20 protein-coding genes are annotated in these 19,556 nt (G+C 57.4%); 17 read left to right on the top strand and 3 right to left on the bottom strand.

The genetic code is table 11. The annotated features are described in order from the left end of the window. Positions 1–39: 39 nt before the first annotated feature. From QQM41_RS02735 to QQM41_RS02725, 3 genes are all read right to left on the bottom strand, one after another. Entirely contained in the window at positions 40–1,005 is a 966-nt protein-coding gene (locus tag QQM41_RS02735; RefSeq protein WP_339077631.1) for an endonuclease/exonuclease/phosphatase family protein, read from the bottom strand. Beyond that, a complete protein-coding gene (locus QQM41_RS02730; protein ID WP_087651453.1) occupies positions 938–1,624 on the bottom strand; it encodes a carbonic anhydrase in 687 nt (228 codons plus the stop codon). Before QQM41_RS02730 ends, QQM41_RS02735 begins: the two co-directional genes overlap by 68 nt. A gap of 159 nt (positions 1,625–1,783) precedes the next feature. After that, positions 1,784–2,407: an NYN domain-containing protein gene (locus tag QQM41_RS02725; RefSeq protein WP_003622527.1), complete on the bottom strand. Its 624-nt coding sequence runs from the start codon at positions 2,405–2,407 to the stop codon at positions 1,784–1,786. Between the two features lie 156 nt (positions 2,408–2,563). Here QQM41_RS02725 and folK point away from each other — a divergent pair, with 156 nt between their 5' ends. The 17 genes from folK (at position 2,564) to fabZ (ending at position 19,466) form a co-directional block, all read left to right on the top strand. Then, positions 2,564–3,076, top strand: a complete 513-nt coding sequence (folK, locus tag QQM41_RS02720; protein ID WP_128105000.1) for a 2-amino-4-hydroxy-6-hydroxymethyldihydropteridine diphosphokinase — start codon at positions 2,564–2,566, stop codon at positions 3,074–3,076. A 90-nt stretch (positions 3,077–3,166) separates the two neighbouring features. Continuing rightward, a complete protein-coding gene (gene rpoZ / locus QQM41_RS02715; protein ID WP_050819388.1) occupies positions 3,167–3,538 on the top strand; it encodes a DNA-directed RNA polymerase subunit omega in 372 nt (123 codons plus the stop codon). 5 nt (positions 3,539–3,543) lie between these two features. Beyond that, positions 3,544–5,916, top strand: a complete 2,373-nt coding sequence (locus QQM41_RS02710; protein ID WP_197687355.1) for a bifunctional (p)ppGpp synthetase/guanosine-3',5'-bis(diphosphate) 3'-pyrophosphohydrolase — start codon at positions 3,544–3,546, stop codon at positions 5,914–5,916. Then, positions 5,913–6,320 carry a holo-ACP synthase gene (acpS, locus tag QQM41_RS02705; protein WP_339077630.1) on the top strand — a complete coding sequence of 136 codons (408 nt, stop codon included), beginning with the start codon at positions 5,913–5,915 and terminating at the stop codon, positions 6,318–6,320. The genes QQM41_RS02710 and acpS overlap by 4 nt, the downstream gene beginning before the upstream one ends. 88 nt (positions 6,321–6,408) lie before the next feature. Then, a complete protein-coding gene (gene lepB / locus QQM41_RS02700) occupies positions 6,409–7,215 on the top strand; it encodes a signal peptidase I (RefSeq protein WP_087651450.1) in 807 nt (268 codons plus the stop codon). Between the two features lie 14 nt (positions 7,216–7,229). Continuing rightward, positions 7,230–7,946, top strand: a complete 717-nt coding sequence (gene rnc, locus QQM41_RS02695; RefSeq protein ID WP_050819391.1) for a ribonuclease III — start codon at positions 7,230–7,232, stop codon at positions 7,944–7,946. A 6-nt stretch (positions 7,947–7,952) separates the two neighbouring features. Continuing rightward, positions 7,953–8,855: a GTPase Era gene (gene era / locus QQM41_RS02690; protein ID WP_042788649.1), complete on the top strand. Its 903-nt coding sequence runs from the start codon at positions 7,953–7,955 to the stop codon at positions 8,853–8,855. Between the two features lie 113 nt (positions 8,856–8,968). After that, the gene (gene pyrH / locus QQM41_RS02685; RefSeq protein ID WP_050819392.1) at positions 8,969–9,706 is read left to right on the top strand and encodes a UMP kinase; all 738 of its coding nucleotides are present in this window, start codon (positions 8,969–8,971) and stop codon (positions 9,704–9,706) included. Between the two features lie 146 nt (positions 9,707–9,852). Further along, positions 9,853–10,374 carry a ribosome recycling factor gene (gene frr, locus QQM41_RS02680; protein WP_044583078.1) on the top strand — a complete coding sequence of 174 codons (522 nt, stop codon included), beginning with the start codon at positions 9,853–9,855 and terminating at the stop codon, positions 10,372–10,374. Positions 10,375–10,436: 62 nt separating this feature from the next. Then, positions 10,437–11,177: a polyprenyl diphosphate synthase gene (uppS, locus tag QQM41_RS02675; RefSeq protein ID WP_050819393.1), complete on the top strand. Its 741-nt coding sequence runs from the start codon at positions 10,437–10,439 to the stop codon at positions 11,175–11,177. Next, the gene (locus QQM41_RS02670; RefSeq protein WP_339077629.1) at positions 11,174–12,010 is read left to right on the top strand and encodes a phosphatidate cytidylyltransferase; all 837 of its coding nucleotides are present in this window, start codon (positions 11,174–11,176) and stop codon (positions 12,008–12,010) included. The genes uppS and QQM41_RS02670 overlap by 4 nt, the downstream gene beginning before the upstream one ends. 75 nt (positions 12,011–12,085) lie before the next feature. Continuing rightward, positions 12,086–13,243: a 1-deoxy-D-xylulose-5-phosphate reductoisomerase gene (dxr, locus tag QQM41_RS02665; protein WP_339077628.1), complete on the top strand. Its 1,158-nt coding sequence runs from the start codon at positions 12,086–12,088 to the stop codon at positions 13,241–13,243. Between the two features lie 31 nt (positions 13,244–13,274). Continuing rightward, positions 13,275–14,387: an RIP metalloprotease RseP gene (rseP, locus tag QQM41_RS02660; RefSeq protein WP_080986757.1), complete on the top strand. Its 1,113-nt coding sequence runs from the start codon at positions 13,275–13,277 to the stop codon at positions 14,385–14,387. 85 nt (positions 14,388–14,472) lie between these two features. Beyond that, positions 14,473–16,977 (top strand): outer membrane protein assembly factor BamA, encoded by a 2,505-nt coding sequence (bamA, locus tag QQM41_RS02655; protein WP_050819396.1) that lies wholly within the window; start codon positions 14,473–14,475, stop codon positions 16,975–16,977. 4 nt (positions 16,978–16,981) lie between these two features. Continuing rightward, entirely contained in the window at positions 16,982–17,854 is an 873-nt protein-coding gene (locus tag QQM41_RS02650; protein WP_339078139.1) for an OmpH family outer membrane protein, read from the top strand. A gap of 2 nt (positions 17,855–17,856) precedes the next feature. Next, complete coding sequence (gene lpxD, locus QQM41_RS02645; protein WP_339077627.1) at positions 17,857–18,942, top strand: UDP-3-O-(3-hydroxymyristoyl)glucosamine N-acyltransferase; 1,086 nt, start codon at positions 17,857–17,859, stop codon at positions 18,940–18,942. Between the two features lie 113 nt (positions 18,943–19,055). Beyond that, a complete protein-coding gene (gene fabZ / locus QQM41_RS02640) occupies positions 19,056–19,466 on the top strand; it encodes a 3-hydroxyacyl-ACP dehydratase FabZ (protein ID WP_003622563.1) in 411 nt (136 codons plus the stop codon). Positions 19,467–19,556 lie beyond the last annotated feature (90 nt).

Here is a 19,556-nt window from a genome sequence, read left to right as displayed (position 1 = left end):
CATCCTGTGGGTACGGCAGCTTTTTTGTTTTGGGGCGCGCTATGGCTGTGGCAACTGGTTGGCAGATGGTAGGTGCAGGCTAATGGAAACGGGGCAGTGATCGGAAAGGTTTTGCCCGGTTTCCTCCGCCAAAGGTATCACGCGTAAGGAGTTGGGAGCTTTCCATGCCCGCGCGGCCCCACCCAGAATAATGTGGTCTATAAAATAGCTGCCGCCTTGGCAGGGGCTTGCCATGCCAGCGGTTACCAGATCCAGCGGTGCAATACGTAACAGCGTAAGAAACAGCGGATCATGCACCGTAAGGTGGCGGTTAAAATCCCCCATAATGGTAAAGGCTTCATGGTGTTGGGTGCGGTCGGCCACCCAATCATCCAGCGCGGCAAATTGTTGCCAGAGGGTTGCGCAGGCGGGGCGGGAGGCATGGGGCAGGTTATCCGGGCATCCGGCTTTAAGATGCACCACCAGAATACGCAGGGCCTGCCCGTTCTGGTGCACGGTAATATCCAGCCCGCTGCGTAAGTGATGATGTGAGGCCGGGGCTGTTGCATAGGCATCCAGCGCCGTAACATCCGGGTTTTGTTCAAACGGAATATCTGCCCGCACAGCTAGCGCCGTATGCTGCACGACATGATCTTGGCTGATGGCAAGGTGATAACGCGCGAATGGAAAAAGCTGCCCGGCACTGGCGGGGCTTTCTATTTCCTGCAAGGCCACAATATCGCCGTGCAAATGGGCGGCGTAGCTGGCAAGGCTGGAAATATCGGCAGATGTGCGGTGGGGAATATCTGGCGGAGCCTGTGCGTAACCGGGGTGTGCCGGATCAAGCAGCCAGTCCAGATTCCATGTGCTGAGTTTAAGTATGTCTGCTGCGGTTGCCGAAGTAAAACTTAGGCAACACGCAGCCAGAACAAGTGCAGAAAAGAAGAACGAAGGGCCTTTAGGCGGCTTTTTCTTCCATCTGTGTAATAACGGTTTTAATGGGCAAGCTTTTACGTGTTTGTTCATCCAGCACCGTAATTTCACCGGTGCCGATATCATAAAACCACCCTTGCAGGAACAGCGTGCCTTTTGCCAGACCAGCGGCCACGGCGGGGTGCGTACGCAAATGGGCCAGTTGCAACAGCACGTTCTGTTCTGCAACAGAGCGCACGGTGGCGGGGCCAACATCTTCGCCCGTAAAGGTGTGCAGCGTGGCCGCGCGGGCGGCTTCTGCATTGCGCAGCCATTTGCGCACGGTTGGCATTTTATCCAGCCCGTTCTTTTCTGGTTCCAGCAGGGCCTTCATGGCGCCGCAATCAGAATGGCCACACACAATAATGGTGGAAACCCCAAGGCCCAGAACAGCATATTCCACTGCGGAGGACACACCACCCAGCATTTCACCATATGCGGGCACAAGGTTGCCAATGTTGCGCAGAATAAACAGGTCACCCGGCCCTGTCTGGGTAATCAGGTTGGGGTTAATGCGGCTATCTGCGCATGCAATAAACAGAGCTTCTGGGGCTTGCCCTTTTGCCAGGCTGGCGAACAGTTCTTCTTTGGCAGGAAAAACCTCGGTGTTGAAGTGCTCAACGCCACGCAGCAGGGAAAGAAGGCTGCTTCTGGCTTCAGAACATGAGGGCATATAAGAACTCCGGCAAATTACTATGTCGGTTCACCCTTGTAACAAAAGGGCTTCAACAATGGTGACGGTTAAATAACGGCAAAACAACCATAAGAGTTTTGCACGCAGATGAAAAAAAATGCCACCCTCTGCCAGAAGGTGGCATTTGCATAGAGCGCTTTAGCTTAGCGGATCATCTTCATCCGGTTCGCTCATCTGGTCTGCCGGGTGGCGCACGGGCGGGGCATTGGTGCGCACGGGGCGGGGGTTTTCTGTCTGCCTGCGGGTAAAGTTGCCAGCCAGGGCGGAAAGTTCCAGAAACTGGTCTGCCTGCCGGCGCAGATCATCCCCAATCAACGGCGGGGTGGAGCGCATGGAGGACACAACAGAAACCCGCGTACCCTGCCGCTGCACGGCTTCCACCACGCGGCGGAAATCAGAATCACCGCTAAACAGAATGGCGTGGTCGATATGCGGAGCCATTTCCATCATGTCCACGGCAATTTCTATATCCATATTGCCTTTTACGCGGCGCTTGCCGGTGGAATCGGTAAATTCGCGCGCAGGTTTGGTAACAAGAAAATACCCGTTATAGGAAAGCCAGTCCGTAAGGGGCTTAAGCGGGGAGTAATCTTCTGTATCCAAAATGGCAGCATAGTAATAAGCGCGGATAATATGCGTTTTAGCCGCAAAGAAATCCAACAGCTTTTTATAGTCTACATCAAAACCAAGGCTGCGGGATGTAGAATAAAGGCTGGAGCCATCAATGAAAAGGCAGGTCTTTTCGGTTTTCTGAAGGTTCATAGTGGGTGTCCTCTAAATACTTTGGGGTGCTGTTTTGGGCATTCTTATGAAATGGTCTGAGGTCTTTTCGGTTTTGATAGAAAGAATGGTAAGATCATCAGATAACGATATCCATCAAATGTGGCAGAATTTTCTGCGAGGAACGAGTTTATAACGATGCCGGAAATGAATACCAGATCAGTGCTGATAGCGATAGGTGCGAATCTTCCGCATTTGCGATTAAGTGCGCGGCAGACGTGTGAGCAAGCCGTGCAGGCCTTGAAAAACCTGCCTGAGCTGGAGGTTGAGGCTGTTTCTCGCTGGTATGAAAGTGCACCTGTGCCACCATCTGGGCAGCCTCCTTATGTGAATGGGGTTGTGCGTTGCCGCACGACACTGGCGCCTCTGGCTTTGCTTGATGCGCTTCAAGGGGTGGAAACGCAGTTGGGGCGTGTACGTTCCGTGCCAAATGCAGCGCGCACGCTTGATTTGGATATTATTTCGATAGACAATATACAGACAAATATAGATCGGCTTATATTACCGCATCCTCGCGCAACCCAGCGCGCTTTTGTGCTGTACCCTTTGCGTGATGTTGCGCCGGAATGGAAAGACCCCGTAACCGGCAAGGGGCTGGATGCCCTGCTTGAAGGTGTTGCAGGGCAGGAAATACAGCCCGCAAAAGAATAAGCTCTTCCGTAGGCGGGGCGGATGCGGTAATATACTCTTTCTGTTCCTGTAAGCATCTATAAGCTGAAACTTGTCTGGAGGCTCTCCGCAATGGCCCGCGTCACCGTTGAAGACTGTGTGGAAAAGGTCCCGAACCGTTTTGAACTGGTGGTCTATGCCGCACAGCGCGCCCGCAATATCTCTCGCGGGGAAGAGCTGACAGTTGATCGGGATAACGATAAAAACCCCGTTGTCGCTCTGCGTGAAATTGCAGACGAAACCGTCTCTCTCACCGCTCTGCGCAATGATCTGATCCGTTCTCAGGCCCGTGAGCCCGAGCCCGAACCTGTGGAAGAAGAAGTGCAGGATCTGGTTCCGACCGAGCAGAACATCTTTGGCCTGCAGGAAGTTTCTGCAGAAGAAGAAGCCGCTGATGATGTGCGGGCTATTGAAGCTGCACTTACCGGTCGCGCACGTCGGTAATTCGGGTGGCGCATACGGGCGGCGATCATTCCCCTCCGGTTCCGGTTTCCGTTAAGGACTCGGGGGAGGGGATCATGCAGCCTGTTAAAACGGACGCTCCTGTAGAAAAAAACACGGCTCCAGTTCCCGCCGCAGAAAATGGCGGGCGGAGTGAGTTGAACTGTGAGCGTCTGGTTAACCGGGTGCTCAGTTATGCACCCAAGGCGGATGTAGAGAGCATTCGCCGCGCTTTTGCCGTGGCCTACAAGGCGCACGAAAACCAGAAGCGCGATAATGGTGACCCGTACATAACCCACCCGCTTGCCGTGGCCATGATTCTGGCCCGCTTCCGGCTGGATGTGCAGTCCATCTGCACCGCTTTGCTGCACGACACCATAGAAGACACCGGCGTTACCTACGATACGCTTAAGGCACAGTTCGGCCCAACAGTGGCTGATCTGGTAGATGGCGTTACCAAGCTTACCCGGCTAGAGCTGCAATCAGACCGCACCAAGCAGGCGGAAAACTTCCGCAAGCTTGTGCTCGCCATGTCCAAGGACATCCGCGTTCTGCTGGTCAAGCTGGCAGACCGTCTGCACAACATGCGCACCCTGCATTTTGTGGAGCGGCAGGACAGGCGGCAGCGCATTGCGCGTGAAACGCTGGATATCTATGCGCCGCTGGCCGAGCGCATTGGTATGGACCGCGTTAAGACAGAGTTGCAGAACCTGTCCTTCGCGCAGCTTGAGCCAGAAGCCGATGCCACCATCCGCACACGCCTGAACTATCTGCGCGGGCAGGGCGCGGATGTGATTGAAGAAGTGCGGCGTGAACTGCTGCGCCTGTGCCATGAAGCCGGGCTGAAGAACGTGCAGGTTTCGGGGCGTGAGAAATCTCCCTATTCCATTTGGGAGAAGATGCAGCGCCGCAATGTGGCGTTTGAGCAGCTTTCAGACATCATGGCCTTCCGTGTGATCGTGGATACGCGGGAAGATTGCTACATGGCGCTGGGTGCCGTGCACGCGGCCTACCCCATGATAGCCGGGCGGTTTAAGGATTACATCTCCACCCCCAAGGCCAACGGATACCAGAGCCTGCATACGGGGGTGACGCTACGCTCCCCCCGCAACCAGAAGATTGAAGTGCAGATCCGCACGCAGGATATGCACGATGTGGCAGAAAACGGTGTGGCCGCGCACTGGGCCTACAAGGAAGGCACGGGCACGGAGGAAGGCGGCTATGGTGGCCTGCGCCGCCCACGCTGGGTGCAGGATTTGCTGGAAATTCTGGAAGCCTCATCCGCCCCGGATGAGTTTTTGGAAAACACCAAGCTTGAACTGTATCAGGATCAGGTTTTCTGCTTCACGCCCAAGGGGCAGCTTATTTCCCTGCCACGTGGGGCCACCCCGGTAGATTTTGCCTACGCCGTGCACAGCCATGTGGGTGATACCTGCGTGGGGGCCAAGATCAATGGTCGCCTGATGCCCTTGCGGCATGAGCTGGAAAACGGCGATCAGGTTGAAATCATGACAGCCCGTGGCGGCGCGCCTTCTCCTTCGTGGGAAAGGTTTGTTGTTACCGGCAAGGCGCGCGCGCGTATCCGCCGTTATGTGGCGCAGCAGCAGCGTCAGGTCTCGCTGGATGGCGGGCGTGCGGCACTGGCTAAGGCCTTCCGTCAGGAAGGTGTGGATGGGTCTGAAAAGATTCTGGAAACCACACTCAAGCCGCTCAAACAAAGTTCGCTAACAGATCTGTACGTGGCCGTGGGCGCAGGCAATCTGGCCGCGCGGGACGTGGTGCATACAGCGTACCCCGAACTCAAGCGTGTGCAGCGTGTGCCGCGTATGCTCTCCGGCCTGCCGGGTGTGCTGGGTACGGCGGGGCCGCGTGCACGTGGGGCCGGTGGTGGCTCTGGCCGCCGCTCTTCCAACGCTGCTGTGCCGCTGGTGGGGCTGGGGGCCGGTGTGGCCGTGCATTACGCCGCTTGCTGCCACCCCTTGCCGGGGGACAGAATTGTGGGCGTGGTGGCCACAGGCCGCGGTGTCACCATTCACACCCGCACCTGCCAGACGCTGGAAAGTTTTTCCGCAACGCCAGAACGCTTTTTGGATGTGGATTGGGATTACGATGCCATGGCCCGCTCTGGCGGCGCCGGGCAGATGCGGGTTGGCCGTATCAGCATTGTGGCGGAAAACGAGGCCGCCGTGCTGGCCAATATCACCAATTCCATTTCCAAATCCGATGCGGCAATGGTGAACCTCAAAATCGTGCATCGCCAGCTTGATTTCACGGAAATTCTTGTGGATGTGGAAGTGCGCGATCTGCGCCATCTTTCCTCGGTTATTGCCAGCCTGCGCGCGGCCCCCGGTATTACGCAGGCAGACAGGGTGAAATCATGACACTGATTTCCGCCGGAGTGGATCTGTGCGATATGCGGCGGATTGCTCAGGCTCTGGAACGGTTTGGAGATCGGTTTACGCAGCGCGTGTTCACCCAGCAGGAACGCGCAAAGGCAGAAAGCAGATCCGGCCAGGCGCGTATTGGGGCCTATGCCAAGCGCTGGGCCGCGAAGGAGGCCTGTGCAAAGGCACTGGGCACCGGCTTTGCGCAAGGGGTGGCGCATAGCCAGATAGGTGTGCATAACCTGCCATCTGGCCAGCCAACATTGGTGCTTACCGGGGCGGCTGCACAAAAACTGGCGCAGCTTATGCCCCCCGACACTGTGCCCCATATTGTGCTGAGCATGACGGATGAGCCCCCATACGCGCTGGCGCAAGTGCTGGTATCAGCCCGCAAGGCATGAACACCTGCCTTGACATCCAGCGCCCTGCACGGCTTGATCCGCCGGATTTTTCTTTTTTACTGAACCGCAGGAACGGGCGAGACAGCGTATGAGCACACCGGAACATCCTCCCACCACCGGGGCAAGCAAGCCCGAAAAGGGCGGAAATACCGTGCTGGACTCCCTGCGCACCATCGTAACGGTGGTGCTGGTGGTGACTGTGGTGCGCACCTTCCTGTTTGAATCTTTCGTGATCCCATCGGGCTCCATGATCCCAACCCTACAGGTGGGGGATTACATCTGGGTGTCCAAATTCAGCTACGGATATTCCAAATATTCCTTCCCGTTCTCACCCAACCTGTTTGAAGGGCGTGTTTTTGGGGCAGAACCACATCGGGGTGATGTGGCTGTTTTCCGCTACACCAAAGATACATCGGTTGATTACATCAAACGTATTGTGGGCCTGCCGGGAGACCACATTCAGGTGACCAACGGCCATCTGATTCTGAACGGGCAGGAAGTGCCGTGCCTGAACCCCCATACCTACACCACGCGGGATGAAACGCAGGTGGATATGGAAGGTGAAGCCTGCACGGAACAACTGCCCGGCAGCGCCAACGGCACGGTGGTGAAGCACGATATCCTTAAGCTGACGGATGAAGGCCCGCAGAACAACACGCCCGAATATGTTGTGCCGCCGGGTTACTTTTTTGCGATGGGTGATAACCGGGATGATAGCGCCGATAGCCGCTTTATGGGTGATGGCCCCAAGGATCTGGGCTTTGTGCCCATGGAAAATCTGGTAGGCCGTGCGCAGCGTATCTTCTTCTCGGTTCAGTCTTCCCACCCGTTCTGGCAGGTCTGGTACTGGCCGGCTGAAATTCGCTGGGCGCGTATTCTGCGGGGCGTATCGTGAGAAAACCAAACAACATGTCCGATGCCGCGCGCTTCCGGCTGGAAGAGCTGGAAGTGCGTCTGGGCTACCGCTTTGCCAACCCTGATCTGCTGCAGGAGGCGCTAACGCACCGTTCCGCCGCACATCAGAAGGCAGGCGGGCGCAAGCGGCAAAAAGCCAAGGGCGCAGGCTCTAACGAGCGGTTAGAGTTTATAGGGGACCGCGTTTTGGGCCTGCTGATGGCCGAATGGCTGCTGGAGCGCTTCCCCAACGAGCAGGAAGGTGCACTGGGGTCTCGGCTGGCGCATCTGGTTTCTCGCGTGTCCTTGGCGGAAATTGCAGATCGGCTGGATCTGCCGCAGTCTCTCACCGTTGCGGCGCATGAAGCCCGCGCAGGCGTGCAAACGGCCGCCAACGTGGTGGCCGATGCGCTAGAGGCTGTGCTTGGTGCAGTTTTTCTGGATGGCGGGCTGGAGCCCGCACGCCAGATGGTGCGGGATTGGTGGAAATCTGCGCTGGATGCGCAGGCTCACCCGCCCAAGGACCCCAAAACCGCGTTGCAGGAATGGGTGCTTGGCCGCGGGCAAAGCCTGCCTGTGTATGAAACAATAGGGGCAGATGGCCCCTCTCACGCACCGCTGTTTGTGGTGCGCGTTACGGCAGGTGGCATGTTTGGTGAAGGCCGGGCAGGCAGCAAACGTGCTGCAGAAAGTGCCGCCGCCGCTGATTTACTAGAAAAACTGGAGGGGTAGCCCAGCATGGCTGATGATACCACGCGCTGCGGTTTTGCTGCCCTTGTGGGGGCGCCAAACGCAGGCAAATCAACACTTCTTAACCGCATGGCCGGGGCCAAGCTGTCCATCGTTTCGCCCAAGGCGCAAACCACGCGCTTTCGGGTTCTGGGCATTCTTATGCGCGGGCACAGCCAGATTTTGCTGGTGGATACGCCGGGAATCTTCCGCCCCCGCCGCAAGCTGGACCGCGCCATGGTGGCCGCGGCGTGGACGGGTGCTGAAGATGCAGACATCACGCTGCTTCTGGTAGATGCCCGCAGCGGGCTGACAGAAGCGGTGCAGACCATTATCGAGCGTCTGGCAGAAACCAAGCGCAAGGTCTGGCTGGTGCTGAACAAGACTGATCTTGTGCCCGCCACAGCTTTGCTGCCGCTTACGGCTGCCATTACGGAAAAGCTGCCGGTTGAGCATGTGTTCATGGTGAGCGCCCGCACCGGTAATGGTGTGGAAGACCTGCTGGACAAGCTGGCCGCAAGCCTGCCCGAAGGCCCGTACCTGTACCCCGAAGATGATCTGACAGACTTGCCTGACCGGCTTTTGGCTGCTGAACTGGTGCGTGAGCAGATTTTTATGCAAACGCATGAAGAAGTGCCCTACAGCGCCACGGTGGAAACCGAAAGCTATAAGGAACGGCCAGATGGATCTGTGCGCATAGATGCCACCATCTATGTCTCCCGCGCGGGGCACAAGGCTATCCTGATTGGCAATGGCGGGCAGAAAATTCGCCAGATTGGGGAACGCGCACGCAAGCAGCTTTCCAGCTTGCTGGAACGCCCCTGCCACCTGTTTCTAAACGTAAAGGAACGCGGTGGATGGGATGAGGAGCGCGCGCGTTTGCGTGCCATTGGTCTGGACGACGTACCATAAACTACGGCATGGGCGCTTGTGGCCGTGGGCCATGAAGGATAAGAGGGGGCGATCTCGCCGTATCTGCATACGGTGTGGGATCTGTGTGGGACTTTCTGCAAGATCGAGGGCCAATGACTGCTTCTGTAGGCGAAAAGCCAAGCCGTAAACGCGTGTTGCTCAAGGTGTCGGGGGAAGCCCTGATGGGGAATGGCGCCTTCGGAGTGGATCAGCAGACGGTAGAACGCATTGCCCATGATATTGGCGAAGTGGTGCGTTCCGGCACGGAAGTGTGCCTTGTTGTGGGGGGTGGCAACATCTTTCGCGGGTTGGCGGCAGCCGCCAAGGGCATGGACCGTGCGCAGGGTGATTACGCCGGTATGCTGGCCACCGTTATTAACGCGCTGCTGCTGCAAAACGCGCTGGAGCGTGAGCAGATTGCAACGCGGGTGATGTCTGCCATCCACATGTCCTCCATTGCGGAGCCATATATCCGCCGCCGCGCCGTGCGGCACATGGAAAAAGGGCGTGTGGTTATTTTTGCCGCAGGCACAGGCAACCCGTTCTTTACCACGGATACAGCCGCCGCCCTGCGCGCTGCGGAAATGGAATGCGACATGCTGCTGAAAGGCACGCAGGTAGATGGCGTTTATTCCGCCGACCCCAAAAAAGATCCCTCCGCCAAGCGTTATGAAGAGCTGACATACATGGACGTGCTGGCCAACCAGCTTAACGTGATGGATGCCGCCGCCATTAGCCTTGCGCGTGAAAACCGTCTGCCTATCATTGTTTTCAATATTGGCGAGGAAGGGGCCTTCCCGCGTGTGATGCGCAATGAAGGGCCTTTCACACGGATTATCGAAGCCGCCTGAAAAGCGCCGCATCATTCTGGCACGCACAAGCCGCCAGAATGGCCGACAAACTGAACGGGGCGTGTAAGGCCATGCCCTTGTAGGATGCAACGGGAGAAAACACCGTGTCTGACTTGAATGCTCTGCTGGATGACCTGAAGCGCCGTATGGATGGCGCGCTGGATAGCCTGCGCCGTGATTTTTCCGGCCTGCGCTCTGGCCGCGCAAGCCCGGCTTTGCTGGAACCTGTGCGGGTGGAAGCCTATGGCGGTGAAGTGCCGCTTACGCAGGTTGGCTCCATTGCTGTGCCAGAAGCCCGTATGATTACCGTGCAGGTGTGGGACCGCGCACTGGCTGGCGCCGTAGAACGCGCTATCCGTGATTCCGGTCTGGGCCTGAACCCGGCGGGTGAAGGCCAGACCATTCGTGTGCCCATTCCGCAGCTGACGGAAGAACGCCGTAACGAGCTGGCAAAAGCTGCGGCCCGTTATGCAGAAGGCGGCAAGGTGGCCGTGCGTGGCGTGCGCCGTGATGGCATGGACAAAGCCAAAGGCTTTGAAAAGAAAGGTGAAATCAGCCAGGACGATGTTAAAACCTGGTCTGACGCCATTCAGAAACTGACCGACCAGTATGTGAAAAAAATTGATGATATGCTGGCCGATAAAGACAAGGAAATCAAACAGGTCTGAGACAGTATTGGTGCTTCTTCGGATGTGTTTGTGCACGTTAATGGGGTGGAACCCTGCCTGTTATGTCCACGCGGCTAGCTGATAAAAAACCGGCAATTCCAACCCATGTTGCTGTCATCATGGATGGAAACGGGCGCTGGGCGCGCGAACGCGGCCTGCCGCGCCTTGCCGGGCACAGGGCAGGGGCGGAAGCCGTGGCCCGTTGCGTGCGCGCGGCCATGCAGCGTGGCGTGGCGTATCTAACGCTGTATGCGTTTTCATCAGAAAACTGGGCGCGCGGGCAGGAGGAGGTTTCAGACCTTACCGGCCTTTTGCGGTATTACCTGCGCCACAAGGTGCGGGAACTGCATAAGGAAGGCGTGCGCCTGCGCTTTATTGGTGATCTGGCCCGTTTTGATGACAGCTTGCGCGAAGAGCTGGCGCAGGCCGAATCCTTAACCCGTGGCAACAGCAAGCTCACGCTTATTCTGGCGCTTTCCTATGGTGGGCGGCTGGATATTGTGCAGGCTGCGCAGCGTTTGGCGCAGGAGGCCAAGGATGGCCGCATTGCGCCAGAACAGATTACAGAAAGCGTATTCACCAACTTTCTCTGGACCAGTGGCGTGCCAGACCCCGATGTGGTGGTGCGCACCAGTGGTGAATGCCGGCTTTCCAACTTTCTGCTGTGGCAGAGCGCGTATGCCGAACTGGTGTTTCTGAACGTGTTCTGGCCCGATTTTAACGAACGACATTTTGCGATGGTGCTAGACCAGTACGCCCAACGAGAACGGCGCTTTGGCGCGCGCCCGCAAGGCCCGGCATGAGCACGAACGCGCAGGATACCTCGGCTTGGCGTGATTTGCGCCCACGGCTGATGTCTGCTGCCGTATTGGTGGCTGTGGCTGGCACGTGCATCGGCTTGGGCGGCTTGGCGTATGATGCCCTTATTCTGGGCATGATGGGCGGCATGGCGGTAGAGGCCGCAGCCCTGTTTGGGCTTTCCGTCAAAAGCTGGCGCGGCGTGCTGTATCTGCTGTGGGCCGTGTGTGCGGGGCTTTCTGCCGCTACCGGGCATTGGGCCTATTTTGGCGTTTTCTGCATCAGTTCTCTGGTGTTTGGTGCTCCGCTTTGCGCCATTATGTGCGTGATTATTCTGGCAGGTACCGCGCTGCTGTGGCTGCGGCAGGGCAGCTTTTGGCCCGTTCTGTTTGTTATTGCCGTTGTGGTGGCCAGCGACAGCTCGGCCTATGTGGCAGGGCGTATTTTTGGTGGCCCCAAACTGGCACCGCGTATCTCTCCGGGTAAAACACGTTCCGGCGCTGTTGGCGGCTTGGTGGGCGCTGTGGCTACCGGCGGTATTGTTGCCACACTTTCCGGCTTAGGTGGCGTGGGTTCCGCACTGGTGTGGGGTGGCATTTTAGGCATTTCCGCTCAAGCGGGGGATCTGGCCGAAAGCGCGATGAAGCGCGCCTTGGGCGTGAAGGATTCGGGCAAGCTGCTGCCGGGGCACGGTGGGCTGCTGGATCGGTTTGATGGGCTGGTGGTGGCTGCACCTGTGGCGGCACTGGTTTCTGTATGTGCGGGGGCTTCCATGCCGTTTTGGGCAGCGGGCGCACGCACCATTTTAAGGGCTCTGGCAGGCCATCTGCCGGGGTAGGGCCAATAGGTGGTGTGGCCGCCTGTTGGGCGGTCTGCCGCCGTTTGTATTTTCAGGTTTGGAAAGACGTTAAGCATGAGAACCGTAACCGTTCTGGGCAGCACAGGCAGCATTGGCTGTTCAACCGTAGATCTGCTGGAGCAGGCGCGAGACCAGTTTCGGGTACGGGCGCTTGTGGGGGGCAAAAATGCTGCCAAATTGGCAGAACAGGCCCGCAGCCTGAAGGCAGAACTGGCCGTTCTGGCGGATGAAAGCGCGTTTGAGGAACTCAAAACCCTGCTGGCAGGCAGCGGCACGGAAGTAGCCTGTGGTCGTCAGGCAGTTATTGATGCCGCAGCCCTTCCGGCAGATTGGACAATGGCCGCCATTACCGGTGCTGCGGGGCTGGAGCCTACGCTGGCAGCGGTAAAAAACGGCAAAAGCATTGCGCTGGCCAACAAGGAAGCCTTGGTGTGCGCCGGTGATGTAATGCTGCGTGCCGTAAAGGAAGCAGGTGCCACGCTGCTGCCTGTGGATTCTGAGCACAACGCTGTTTTTCAGGCTATGGCCGACCGGCAGATTGATCAGGTTGAAAAAATTATTCTCACAGCATCCGGCGGCCCGTTCCGCACCTCCACGCTGGAAGAAATGCGCGTGGCCACCCGTGCGCAGGCGCTCAAGCACCCAACATGGAGCATGGGGGCCAAAATCAGCATCGATTCTGCCAGCATGTTCAACAAGGGGCTGGAAGTTATTGAGGCCGCCCGTATCTTCAATCTGCCGGAAGACAAGATTGATGTGCTGGTGCACCCGCAATCTGTTGTGCACGGCATGGTGCAGTACACAGATGGTAGCCTGATTGCCCAGATGGGTTCTGCCGATATGCGTATTCCCATCGCACACACGCTTACATGGCCCAAGCGTATGGCTACTACGTCCCCGCGTCTGGATCTGGCAGCTTTTGGCAAGCTGGAATTCTATGCGCCGGATGAAGTGCGCTTTCCCGCGCTGCGCCTTGCGCGTGAGGCTCTGCGTAAGGGTGGGGCGGCATCTGCCATTCTTTCCGCTGCCAATGAAATTGCGGTTGATGCCTTCCTGCATGAACAGATCGGCTTTTTGGATATCTCCCGCATTGTGGAAGAGGTGATGGTGGCCTTGGGCGCACCGCCAGCAGATACGCTGGATGCCGTGCTGCATTGGGATGCCGAGGCACGCCGTGCCGCACAACGCCTGATTCCTGCCCACGCGGCTTGAGAAAACGCAGCCCCCAGCCGATATCGGAAGAATGATGATACACGATTACCTGCGTACACTGCTTTCCTTCGTTTTCGTGCTGGGTGTGTTGGTGAGCTTTCACGAACTTGGCCACTATCTGGCGGCCAAGTGGCGCGGCGTGCATGTGGAGGTATTCTCGCTTGGGTTTGGCCCGGCCCTGTTCCGCTGGCGCGATAAATCCGGCACGGAATGGCGTGTCTGCCCCATTCCCTTGGGCGGCTACGTGCGCCCCCACGGGTTTGAAGACCCCGAAGACGCCACGCCAGAGCAGAAAGCCGCGTGGATTAAGGGCCGCACCTTCCACGATAAATCGGTTTTCTCCCGCGCCATCGTTATTCTGGCGGGGCCGATTTTTAACTTCATTCTGGCCTTTGTGCTGTTTGCGCTGCTGTTTGCCACAACGGGCCAGCCGCATGTGCGTGATCAGATTGCAACCGTCATGCCAAATGGTGCGGCGGCTGTGGCAGGCGTGCAACAGGGCGATGTCATTCAGCGTATCGGCAGCCACGATGTCACGGGTGTGGAGGATATTCAGGCCACCATTTCCACACAGGCTGGCGCACAAACTACGCTCACCGTCAAACGCGGCGAACAGAGCGTGACGTTGCCTATCACCATCGGCAAGGCTCCAGATTCGACTCCTCAAAAACCGCATGGTCAGCTTGGTATTATTTTTGCCACGGAAGTGGGCAAGCCACTGCCATTTCCGCAGGCTGTGGCGGCGGGCGTAAAAGCTACGTGGAACGCCAGCGTGCAAACGCTGGATGGCGTGTGGCAGATTCTTACCGGCCAGCATACAGCCAAAGATTTGGGCGGTCCGCTCAAGATTGCGCAACTTTCCGGGCAGGTGGCGCAGTATGGGTTTGCCAGCCTGTTGTCCTTTATGGCGCTGCTTTCTGTTAACCTCGGGCTGATTAATCTCTTCCCCGTGCCGCTTCTTGATGGTGGACGTCTGGTTTTTTATGCCATAGAGGCAATAAGAGGCCGCCCGGTTTCCAAGCGGGTGCAAGAGATCAGTTTTCAGGTTGGATTTGCATTGCTTGCAGGCCTGTTCCTGTTCTCCACGTTCAATGACCTTTCAGGTTTTGGCCTGTTCAGGTGGATTGCTTCGCTTGTAGGATGAATGACGGCGGGAACAGGAAGGGAAGTGCTTGCGTGACAGGGGTGATTTCGGATACCTCCCGTTGCGGGCGGAATGAGAACGGAAGATGGGCTTTCGTACGAAAAGCGACCCGGATGGAAGGAAGCAGATCTTGACGGGTAAGCGTTCAGCCCTGTTCGTTTCTGTCTGTGTGCTACCTTTTGTGATGGTGGATGGCAGACAGGCATCCGCCGCATCAACAGAAGGTACAAGTGCTGCCGCACCAGCGGCAGTGGTGGCGCCATCCCGCGCTATACATGCGCGCACGCCGCGCCTTTCCGAATCCACATCATCTGTTGCGCCTACGGGCGGATATATTGAAGATATCCGGGTATCGGGTAACACCCGTATCGAAACCAACACCGTGCTGTCCTACATGGTTGCACGTGTGGGGGACCCGTTCAGCCAGGATGATCTGGACCGTTCGCTCAAGACCCTTTACGCCACCGGCCTGTTCAAGGACGTGACGCTGCGGCGTGATGGCAACATCCTGCTGGTGCGCCTGAAGGAAAACCCCATCGTCAACCGTATCGTGTTCGAGGGGAACCACGCGGCCAAGGATGAAGACCTGCGCAAGGTGCTGGCTCTGCGCCCGCGTGCGGTGTTCTCGGCCGAAACCACGGCGGATGACCGCCAGCGCATTCTGGAAGTGTATGCCCAGAAGGCGCGCTTTGCTGCGGTGGTGACACCCCAGATTATCAAGCTGGCCCATAACCGTGTGGATGTGGTTTTCCAGATTAACGAAGGGCCGCAGACACTCATCAGCAAGATCGCATTTGTGGGCAACAAGGCTTACAGCGAATCCAGTCTGGCGGGTGTTGTTTCCTCCAAGGAAACAGCTTGGTACCACTTCCTGTCCTCATCCGATGAATACAACCCCGAACGTATTAAATACGATGCGGAATTGCTGCGCCGGTTTTACCTGCGCAACGGGTTTGTGGATTTTCAGATCAAGGACGTAAAAGGCGAGCTCTCGCCAGATCGGAAGTCCTTCTACGTTACCTTCACCATGGATGAAGGTGTGCGCTACCGCTTGGGTAAGGTGGATATCCGCTCCAGCCTGCGCCATGTGCCGGCTAAATCTTTGCGTAAGTATGTCGAGCTGTTCCCGCATCAGTGGTACGATGGCAAGGCCGTGCAGGATAACGCCACGGATATGGAGGAAATCCTTCAGGCCGAAGGGCATCCGTTTGCGCAGGTACGCCCCACCATTGCCCGCAATCCGGAAAAGCGGATTGTAAACCTGCTGTTTGATGTGAGCGAAGGCCCACGCCATTACGTTGAACGTATTGATGTGAACGGCAACACCATCACGCAGGATAACGTGGTGCGCCGCCAGTTGCCGTTTGCTGAGGGTGACCCCTACACAACCAGCTACAAGAAATACGCCAAGGAAGCGGTGCAGGATCTGGGCTTCTTCAAGAGCGTGGATGTCTCCACCTCTCAAGGCTCTGCGCCTGATCGCACCAACGTGGCCGTTAACGTGGTGGAAAAACCCACTGGCGAATTCTCGCTTGGTGGTGGTTACTCAACCGACGTGGGCGTGATCGGTAACGTCGGGCTGAAACAGCACAACCTGCTGGGCACCGGGGTTGATGCCGGGTTCTCCGGCACGGTTTCGCAGTGGCAGAAACAGGCAGATATCTCCATCACCAACCCGGCATTCATGGGGCGCAACCTTGTTGCCGGTGCGGATATCTTCTTTGTTGAAAACAACTACCAGACCTATCAGAACTATTCTGAAGGCCGCTACGGTATCACCCTGCGTATGGGGTATTCGTACAACCGCTATCTGTCCCAGTCCTGGAACTATAGCCTGATCCGCCGTTGGGTGGGTGATACGTGGGATCAGTCCTCCTACTACGTGCTGGATCAGAAGGGTAAGTCTCTGCTCTCGCAGATCGGCACAACCCTTATGTATGATACGCGTGATAACCGCATGGCGCCGCATAGTGGGTACTATGTATCTGTGGGTGGTGACTTTGCCGGTATTGGTGGCGATGAAAAATACGTCCGCGGCAAGGTTAACGGTGCGTACTATGTGCCGTTGGATGATATTACCAACAGCCATAGCTGGACGTTCATGGTGCGCGGTGGTGCCGGGTACATGGCGGACTGGGGCAATGGCCGCCACGATATTATTGATAACTTCTATCTGGGTGGTAACAACCTGCGCGGCTTCCTGGATGGTGGTGCAGGCCCGCGTAGTGTGGGTATCCTGAACCATTCATCCGAAGATCTGTTGGGTGGGCGCTTTATGTATAACGCTTCCGCCCAGCTTAACTTCCCTATTCCGTTCCTGTCTGACATGGGTATTGGCGGGCGTGCGTTTGTGGATACCGGGAGTGTCGCTGGTTTGCGTGTGAAGCGCCTTTATACAAGCAAGGCGAATGATGGTATCTATTACACGCCTATCAGCGGTGATACGTTGCGCCCACGTGTAAGTGCTGGTGCTGGTTTTTCATGGAAAAGTCCGTTTGGTCTGCTGAACATCGATCTGGGTGTGCCCGTTATGCGGAGCCATAATGACCGCACGCAGCTCCTTCGCTTTGGCTTCGGCCAGCAATTCTGAGGTAATGATGCGTTTTTCCACCAGAACTGCCCTGCTGGGGGCTGTTGTCCTGTCTTTCTCATCCGCATTTGTGCCATCTGCACAGGCGCAGAATGGGGGCGGGTGGTTTGTGCCCAAAACCCAGCAGCCTGCTGCACAGGCTCCGGCACAGCATCCGGCTGCGGCCCGTCGCGCCCCGGCTCCGGTGCAGCTGCCTGCACCGCCGGCTGATAGCCAGGAAGCAGACCAAACTCCGCCCGTGCTGCCGCTGCCGCCTATTCCGTCTGCGCCAGAAGTTGCCAAGGAAGCACCGCCACCCACAACCGTTATTGGTGTGATCAGCGTTGGTGGCGTTATGCGTCAGTCTTCCGCAGCCATGCAGGTTGAGCGCACTCTGGGTGGCCGCCGTGATGAACTGGCGCAGGACCTTCAGAAGGAACAGGCTGGCTGGCGTGATGAGCAGCAGAAGCTGCAGGCACAGGCCAAGTCTCTGACATCTGAGCAGATTCAGACGCGTGAACGCAGCCTGCAGGCCCGCGTGATGAAAGCCCAGCGTGATTTCCGTAACCGCAACCGCATTATTCAGGAAGCGGCGCAGGTTTCTCTGGGCCAGATCGAACGTGAACTGGTACAGGTTATTCAGAAAGTGGCCGCTGCGCATGGCATGAACCTTGTTCTGCACAGCGAACAGGTGGCCCTGCATGTTGATGGGCAGGACATCACCAACGAAGTGGCCGTGCAGCTGAACAAGATTCTGCCGTCCGTGTTCATTCCAGAAGCTAATGTTGACCCAGAAGAGCTGGCAAAATCTGGCAAGATGCCCACAACGGCAGATGCAGATCAGGGCCCACGCACAGGCCCAGCCCCAGTGGTGGCACCGGCAGCCGGGCAGCAGTAATCGTGGCTGAGGGTACAACATTTTCCGGGCCGGCAGACCCGCGCTTTTTCACCCGTGCGGGGCCGTTTGATGCGGCCACGCTGGCTGAAACCGCAGGGGCGGAACTGGTGCTGCCCAAGGCTGGCGCCGTGCCAGAAGAAGGCTTTGTGGGTATTGCGCCGTTGCAGGCTGCAGGCCCGCGTGATGTCAGCTTTCTGGATAATCGCCGGTATGCTCCTTTGCTGGAGCAAACCAAGGCTGGGCTGGTTATTGTTGCATCCGCTTTTGCAGATAAGGTGCCAGCCGGGTGCGCTGCACTGGTAACGGCAGCGCCCTATCTGGCGTGGTCTCGCGTTGCGCGGCTGTTCCACCCACGGGTGCCAGCGCGTGCAGGTGTGCATCCTTCTGCATGCATTGACCCCACAGCCAGCATAGACCCCACGGCAGAAATTGGGCCGTTTGTGGTGGTTGGGGCCAAGGCAGAAATTGGGCCGGGCTGTATTATTGGCTCCCACGCAGTGGTGGGTGATGGTGTACAGCTTGCGCAGGACTGCCGTATTGGCAGCCATGTCACGCTTTCTCATGCCGTGTTGGGTGAGCGGGTGATTATTCTGCCCGGTTCACGCATTGGGCAGGATGGGTTTGGTTTTGCGGTTGGCCCGCAGGGGTTTGAAACCGTGCCACAGCTTGGCCGCGTGGTGCTGGAAAACGATGTAGAGATTGGTGCCAACAGCACAATTGACCGTGGTTCGGTGAATGATACGGTTATTGGTGCAGGATCACGTCTCGACAATCTGGTGCAGATCGGTCACAACGCCCGTCTGGGGCGGTGTTGTATTGTGGTTTCGCAGGCCGGGATCTCTGGCTCCACCGTGCTGGAAGACTATGTAACGATTGCCGCGCAGGCTGGCCTTATCGGGCATATCCGCATTGGCGCAAAGGCGCGCATTGGCGCGCAATGTGGCGTGATGTCGGATATAGAAGGCGGCGCGGATGTAATTGGCAGCCCGGCTATGCCGTTCAGGGAGTTTTTCCGGAACGTAGCGGTATTGCGCAAGCTGGCAAAAAAAGCGTCTGGATCGGCCAAGAACGGTTCGGACAAGGGATAAACTAAGGTCGGTGCTTGGTAACCGGCGCAAAGGGTGGTTTCGGGGACGTGGAGACGAAACAAGAATCGCAGCAGGACGCTCAGACGATCGATAAAATTGACGTCAACCGTATTATGCAGGCGATTCCGCACAGATATCCTTTTCTTCTGATCGACCGGATGGAAGATATCGTCCTGGGAGAAGAGGCAACAGGTATCAAGAATGTTTCGGTCAATGAACCATTCTTTCAAGGGCATTTTCCTGCACGCCCTGTTATGCCGGGCGTATTGCTGGTTGAAGCCATGGCGCAAACCGCAGCAACGCTGGTTGTGCTAACACTGGGCAAGGATTTTGAGGGCAAGCTGGTCTATTTCATGACCATCGAAGGCGCAAAGTTCCGCCGCCCGGTAGAACCGGGCGATCAGGTGCGCATTCATGTCGCCAAGGAACGCCACCGCTCCAATGTGTGGAAATTCCGTGGTGAAGCCCGCGTAGAAGGCACTGTGGTGGCGGAAGCCACATTCAGCGCCATGATTATGGGTTGAGAACCCGGCCTGTTCACATCATTCTGTTAAGGCAAGTCAGGTTTGCCCCTAAACTGCCCAGATTTTTTGCAAAAGGGTAAGGTTAGGGCA

Origin of the sequence: Acetobacter sp. AC2005, assembly GCF_037901235.1 — a bacterium.
GTDB lineage: Bacteria > Pseudomonadota > Alphaproteobacteria > Acetobacterales > Acetobacteraceae > Acetobacter > Acetobacter oryzoeni.
Note: the sequence above shows the minus strand (reverse complement) of the source record. Positions and strands in the feature narration are given on the sequence as shown.

Excerpts from the sequence above, each read along its gene's own strand:
- frr (WP_044583078.1), top strand. The coding sequence starts at position 9,853 with ATGGATGGCGCGCTGGATAGCCTGCGCCGTGATTTTTCCGGCCTGCGC.
- lepB (WP_087651450.1), top strand. The coding sequence starts at position 6,409 with ATGAGCACACCGGAACATCCTCCCACCACCGGGGCAAGCAAGCCCGAA.
- era (WP_042788649.1), top strand. The coding sequence starts at position 7,953 with ATGGCTGATGATACCACGCGCTGCGGTTTTGCTGCCCTTGTGGGGGCG.
- dxr (WP_339077628.1), top strand. The coding sequence starts at position 12,086 with ATGAGAACCGTAACCGTTCTGGGCAGCACAGGCAGCATTGGCTGTTCA.
- pyrH (WP_050819392.1), top strand. The coding sequence starts at position 8,969 with ATGACTGCTTCTGTAGGCGAAAAGCCAAGCCGTAAACGCGTGTTGCTC.
- QQM41_RS02730 (WP_087651453.1), bottom strand. The coding sequence starts at position 1,624 with ATGCCCTCATGTTCTGAAGCCAGAAGCAGCCTTCTTTCCCTGCTGCGT.
- QQM41_RS02735 (WP_339077631.1), bottom strand. The coding sequence starts at position 1,005 with ATGAACAAACACGTAAAAGCTTGCCCATTAAAACCGTTATTACACAGA.
- fabZ (WP_003622563.1), top strand. The coding sequence starts at position 19,056 with ATGCAGGCGATTCCGCACAGATATCCTTTTCTTCTGATCGACCGGATG.
- QQM41_RS02670 (WP_339077629.1), top strand. The coding sequence starts at position 11,174 with ATGAGCACGAACGCGCAGGATACCTCGGCTTGGCGTGATTTGCGCCCA.
- uppS (WP_050819393.1), top strand. The coding sequence starts at position 10,437 with ATGTCCACGCGGCTAGCTGATAAAAAACCGGCAATTCCAACCCATGTT.
- rpoZ (WP_050819388.1), top strand. The coding sequence starts at position 3,167 with ATGGCCCGCGTCACCGTTGAAGACTGTGTGGAAAAGGTCCCGAACCGT.
- bamA (WP_050819396.1), top strand. The coding sequence starts at position 14,473 with ATGGGCTTTCGTACGAAAAGCGACCCGGATGGAAGGAAGCAGATCTTG.
- folK (WP_128105000.1), top strand. The coding sequence starts at position 2,564 with ATGCCGGAAATGAATACCAGATCAGTGCTGATAGCGATAGGTGCGAAT.
- QQM41_RS02650 (WP_339078139.1), top strand. The coding sequence starts at position 16,982 with ATGATGCGTTTTTCCACCAGAACTGCCCTGCTGGGGGCTGTTGTCCTG.
- rseP (WP_080986757.1), top strand. The coding sequence starts at position 13,275 with ATGATGATACACGATTACCTGCGTACACTGCTTTCCTTCGTTTTCGTG.
- acpS (WP_339077630.1), top strand. The coding sequence starts at position 5,913 with ATGACACTGATTTCCGCCGGAGTGGATCTGTGCGATATGCGGCGGATT.
- rnc (WP_050819391.1), top strand. The coding sequence starts at position 7,230 with ATGTCCGATGCCGCGCGCTTCCGGCTGGAAGAGCTGGAAGTGCGTCTG.
- QQM41_RS02725 (WP_003622527.1), bottom strand. The coding sequence starts at position 2,407 with ATGAACCTTCAGAAAACCGAAAAGACCTGCCTTTTCATTGATGGCTCC.